Annotated in this window: 1 protein-coding gene; it reads left to right on the top strand. The window is 52.9% G+C overall.

The genetic code is table 11. From position 1 onward, the window contains the following. On the top strand, positions 1-227 hold a 227-nt coding region (locus FY251_RS22865), incomplete at its 5' end, for a hypothetical protein (RefSeq protein ID WP_222847868.1). Between the last annotated feature and the right edge of the window lie 299 nt (positions 228-526).

Raw genomic sequence — 526 nt, 5'->3', positions numbered from 1 at the left:
GTCTCTCTGCGGCCGTCGTTCGAAATCTAAACACCATCCTCAGTACGGCGAGACGCGAACAGGGTCCGAGCAAATTCACCGGCATTGCGCGTGACGACTGGTTCATCACGGCCAACAGCAATCCCCGCGATCATTGCCTCGACAGCACCAATCTGTTCCCCGGAGCGAGCAAGATCACGTTGAACGTCCACGGCACGACACGCAGCTTCGCTATCGTATGGCACTAACGGACTGTCGTCGAGAATCTCATCGAACTGTTGGCCAGTCGTTGTCGTTGGGTCGATACCGATCCCGACGTCGGTATAGACTAGGGTTGGACAACAAGTAGTTCATCGGAGATCTCATCGAGTTTTGCAACTGCTCCGGCGTCCTCAGCGAGTAAATCAGTCAAAAAGCATACATCGAGAATCACTGTTCAATCTGGCTCTCATCGTTGATGCGTCTATCGACATCATCACGGAATGAGCGGGATTTCTCTTGAATCTGCGCTACTTCGTCATCTTCTGCCAACCCGACCAATCCATAC

The sequence above is a fragment of the Haloferax sp. KTX1 genome, from assembly GCF_902410085.1.
Classification (GTDB): Archaea; Halobacteriota; Halobacteria; order Halobacteriales; family Haloferacaceae; genus Haloferax; species Haloferax massiliensis.
This window is presented reverse-complemented; position numbering and strand designations above follow the sequence as displayed.